Genomic DNA, 313 nt, shown 5'->3' with positions numbered 1-313 from the left:
GAAGATAATCAAAACGGAACTTTTACTTATTTCAGTGAAGCGGATTATGACAAAGACGGAAACAAAGTAGGTAAAGGAGTTGATTTTAATGCTAATACTTTAAGTATTGTAGAGAGAAAAGGTAAAGAGCAAGGTATCTATGATTTCTTTGATGGAGAACATCAAGATACTCCATTGATGACGATAAGTACTCATGCTAATTCTATCTATTTTGACAACAGTTCTACTATTATTGAAGGGGATAATCTACAAGAGGTAATCGAGAATATTATCAATAAAATCGAGGTAGCTCAAGGTACTCCATCATCTATTA

Annotated in this window: 1 pseudogene; it reads left to right on the top strand. The window is 32.6% G+C overall.

Features of this window, described 5'->3' with window-relative positions:
• Nucleotides 1–313 (top strand): annotated as a pseudogene (locus CF599_RS19430) (hypothetical protein); the annotation flags it as partial.

The organism is Myroides sp. N17-2 (genome assembly GCF_002286775.1).
In the GTDB taxonomy this organism is placed as follows: Bacteria; Bacteroidota; Bacteroidia; order Flavobacteriales; family Flavobacteriaceae; genus Flavobacterium.
This window is presented reverse-complemented; position numbering and strand designations above follow the sequence as displayed.